We start from the raw sequence: 3,364 nt of genomic DNA, 5'->3' as shown, positions 1-3,364 counted from the left end.
TAAGGGAGTACACGCGGCCATTAATGGCAGAGTTTGTTCACGCTTGACCGAAGAAGAAGGGTTCCTGATAGCAGAAGAAGTGCAGCGACTCGCACTTGGGCCTGATACTGACGATGAGTGTCGACTGCTGCCTGACGGCCGTTCAGATGAAGTCTGGTTGGACGTGACACTTGAACGAAACGAAACGTCACCTGGCGTTTTCTCCCTCGACTTCCGAGTCAAAGAGATACACGTTTCTTGCCCAGGTGACGACGAGTACTGACACTTTAAACACCCCATACAAACCCAACGGGAAACCACCTCCCGGACGGGCCAGGTGGTTTTCGCACCTGGAGCTGACCATGAATAATCCTATTCATCTCGTATCGTCTAACTTGCTCAAGCTACCGGTCGTTCTGACCCCTGAGGCCTGGCAGGAAGCGGTGCATATTGAAAATCCACAGGATGCCAGTGTTATCAGTAAGCGACTGGGCGATGTTGTCCTAGAGGCCTACCGAGAGCTGCATTTGCAACCTGAAAGCAATCTAATCCATTTCGGCCTCTATCGACTGCCGCCTGACGGTAATAGCTCAGATCGAGTCTGGCTGGACCTAAAACTTGACCGTATTGAATCGCCCCCTGGCGTTTTCTACATCTACATCTCACTTAAAGAAGAAATGAACACTTCTTGCCCATAACCCCCTCTGAATTCACAGCACGACCCCAAGCCCGACATTTGTCGGGCTTTTTTCATTGATAGCAGTGTGGAGCTGCACATGATCAACATTCCAGGCCAACTGGTTATCCGAACCATCAGCGGCCGAAATGGCGACTTCAACGTCGGGCGACTTTCAACTTCAATCGGTGAGTTCGTCATCAAAGACGCACTTCTTGATCAGTACAGCGAAGGTAAATACCGAGGCGACTTTCTGATCACTGAAATTCGCCCTTCGTACTACTCAACATCGGGTCGGCTTGTCGTCGAGATTCGTGCAAAGCTCGAAAGCATGAGCCTGGACGATGTGGATAAGTTGACAGCGGAAGATGCTGCCACGCTCTCTGCAAGTGAGCCGGACCCTATTGATGAGGATCCCTCTTCAGAGCCGCCACAGCCTCTCCAAAAGCGTAAAAAGCTGACGTCGTCTAAAGGGGCAAACAGCACTGGCAAACCAACTGCCGCAGAGGATGCCCCATTCGGGATGCCTCCACCTAGCGGGACCAGCGGCGCAGAACAAGACGCCGACCTATTCGGCACAATTTGGCCTCTGGGAGATACAGTCAAGCTTGACACCACCGTTGACCGTCAGCGCCTACGCCAGCAATGCACTCGCCTAGGCGAGCTCGGCTATGTGTTGGACTTCAAACTACAGGTCTGGACAATTTCCAGTTTCTGACTAAGCAAATCCACCCTTGAGGGGCTCCCTCGTGGGTGCTCCTTACCTATCTGGAGCATCACATGAACCCAGTCTTCAGCAATTTGACCACCGCCGTCCTGAACAATATCGAAGATCAACTCGCCAACAACGATGTATCGACGAATGAGGAACTGTGGGATTTTTTCATAGAAGAGCTCGACATGACGGCCGAACAAGCTGATGCCGCCGTGGCACTTCGCCCCAAATACCTGGGGCAAATCTTCCTAACAGGCCATAGCCCTCTGTTTCGAAACGATACGGTTTCGTTTGATCCAAACGACAAAAAGTTCAAATCAGACGACCCGCTGCTTCCTGAGTAACAACACTAACTGCTAACACCCCAGAGGGGCTCACCGCCCCTCGGGGCGGGTTCCCCTCCACGATGGAGGTTCACATGCCCTTCCCTACCCCGCTCTTCCCAATAGAGGAGTGCAATGATCTATTTGTCGATGCTTGCGCGTGCGATGAACAACGCAACCTAGTGTTTCTCTCTGCATGGGGCCGCGACACGGCGCTGCAGGAGTTCCTGGCCAGGCTGACCCTCGGCGCTGCCGAGGATGGTCTGACCCAGTTTCACATTGTCGTAGATGATCGAAGTCTTCCGGTCTTTCCCAACATCGATCTGTTGGAAAAACGCACCACGCGACAACTGCGCGGGACGTTATTCGGCAGTTTGATTCACCTCTGGTTGTTCGACCGACGCTGCGTGCAGCCGGATCGGGCGAACCACTTCGCCTACGCCCTTCTTGAGAACGGGCAGTCACCTGATCAAAGGCTTTGGCCACTGATCCAGGAAACCTGTCCATTACCACTGCTGCCGCATTGGCAAAAGCTGGTAATGGACTTACTCACTCAACACGACATGTTGCAGCTCTTGCCCGGATCGTCAGGCGCAGTTGCGGCATGGCGTTTGTCGTTGCAACTCGACGTACTCGAACCTGCCTTGGGCGATCTCATTCGCCAGGGGCAACTCTCAACCCATGCTCAGTTTTGAGCTTTGATCCAGGAGCCTCACGATGGCCTTGATGTTCCCACGCTTGGCGCGCAACTTTGCTCGCAATGGCTACTACCCTACAGACGAAACGACGCTGGAACTCACCCTGCAAGCGTTGGCACCATCTCCAACTGGCAAGATGCGGATCTTCGATCCTTGTGCAGGTGAAGGTGTTGCCCTTGCTGAAACTGCTCACGTCCTCGGCCGTGACCGCGTCGAGACCTACGCAGTCGAGTACGACCAGGAACGTGCCAACCACTGCAAGACACTGCTGGATTGCGTGCTGCATAGCGATCTAATGGACACTATGATCAGCCGCCAGGCCTTTGGCTTGCTGTGGCTCAACCCGCCCTACGGTGACCTGGTCGCTGACCATGCAGGAGCCTCACAATACCAAGGTAACGGCCGTCGACGCTTGGAGAAGATGTTCTATCAACGAACACTTCCTTTGCTGCAGTACGGTGGGGTCCTGGTACTCATTGTTCCGCACTATGTGCTAGACGACGAGCTATGCAGTTGGCTATGCAATCACTTCACTGAACTGCGGATCTATAACGCCGCTGATCCAACATTCAAGCAGGTGGTGATCTTCGGTATTCGTATTCGACGCCAGGATCTAGCTCGACCACAAGAGGTCAAATACGTACGCGCACGCCTTCAGGCGATCGGCGCCGGCACATTGAGTGCGGAAGCGTTACCAACCAGCTGGACGTGGGAGCCCTACAGGGTCATCCCATCATCCACTGACCTGGAACACTTCTACCGTATCAGCCTTGAACCCGAACAGCTCAGCGAAGAGGTCAAAAGACTTCGTGGCATGTGGCCGGACTTCACACTGCACTTCGGGCAAAGCGGCGCGCAGCCAAGACCTCCCGTAAGGGAGCTTTCGCGTTGGCACTTAGCTTTGGCCTTAGCTGCCGGCGCGATTTCCGGCGTGGTGACATCCAAAACCGGTCGCGTATTGGCACTCAAGGGC

At 54.2% G+C, this 3,364-nt stretch carries 6 protein-coding genes; all 6 read left to right on the top strand.

The window, feature by feature from the left end:
• Window positions 1-262, top strand: a 262-nt coding sequence (locus H096_RS34350; RefSeq protein WP_206542894.1) for a hypothetical protein, incomplete at its 5' end; no start/stop codon positions are given.
• Between the two features lie 79 nt (window positions 263-341).
• Window positions 342-677 (top strand): hypothetical protein, encoded by a 336-nt coding sequence (locus tag H096_RS07085; RefSeq protein ID WP_033897448.1) that lies wholly within the window; start codon window positions 342-344, stop codon window positions 675-677.
• Between the two features lie 78 nt (window positions 678-755).
• The gene (locus H096_RS07080; RefSeq protein ID WP_033897447.1) at window positions 756-1,373 is read left to right on the top strand and encodes a DUF3275 family protein; all 618 of its coding nucleotides are present in this window, start codon (window positions 756-758) and stop codon (window positions 1,371-1,373) included.
• A gap of 62 nt (window positions 1,374-1,435) precedes the next feature.
• The gene (locus H096_RS07075; protein ID WP_033897446.1) at window positions 1,436-1,714 is read left to right on the top strand and encodes a hypothetical protein; all 279 of its coding nucleotides are present in this window, start codon (window positions 1,436-1,438) and stop codon (window positions 1,712-1,714) included.
• A gap of 74 nt (window positions 1,715-1,788) precedes the next feature.
• Window positions 1,789-2,388: a hypothetical protein gene (locus tag H096_RS07070; RefSeq protein WP_033897445.1), complete on the top strand. Its 600-nt coding sequence runs from the start codon at window positions 1,789-1,791 to the stop codon at window positions 2,386-2,388.
• A 22-nt stretch (window positions 2,389-2,410) separates the two neighbouring features.
• A partial coding sequence (locus H096_RS07065) for a DUF6094 domain-containing protein (protein WP_033897449.1) occupies window positions 2,411-3,364 on the top strand: 954 nt, incomplete at its 3' end.

The organism is Pseudomonas sp. FH1, assembly GCF_000510895.2.
GTDB lineage: Bacteria > Pseudomonadota > Gammaproteobacteria > Pseudomonadales > Pseudomonadaceae > Aquipseudomonas > Aquipseudomonas azotoformans_A.
Note: the sequence above shows the minus strand (reverse complement) of the source record. Positions and strands in the feature narration are given on the sequence as shown.

Coding starts and splice junctions, on each gene's coding strand:
- H096_RS07085 (WP_033897448.1), top strand. CDS start 342: ATGAATAATCCTATTCATCTCGTATCGTCTAACTTGCTCAAGCTACCG.
- H096_RS07075 (WP_033897446.1), top strand. CDS start 1,436: ATGAACCCAGTCTTCAGCAATTTGACCACCGCCGTCCTGAACAATATC.
- H096_RS07080 (WP_033897447.1), top strand. CDS start 756: ATGATCAACATTCCAGGCCAACTGGTTATCCGAACCATCAGCGGCCGA.
- H096_RS07070 (WP_033897445.1), top strand. CDS start 1,789: ATGCCCTTCCCTACCCCGCTCTTCCCAATAGAGGAGTGCAATGATCTA.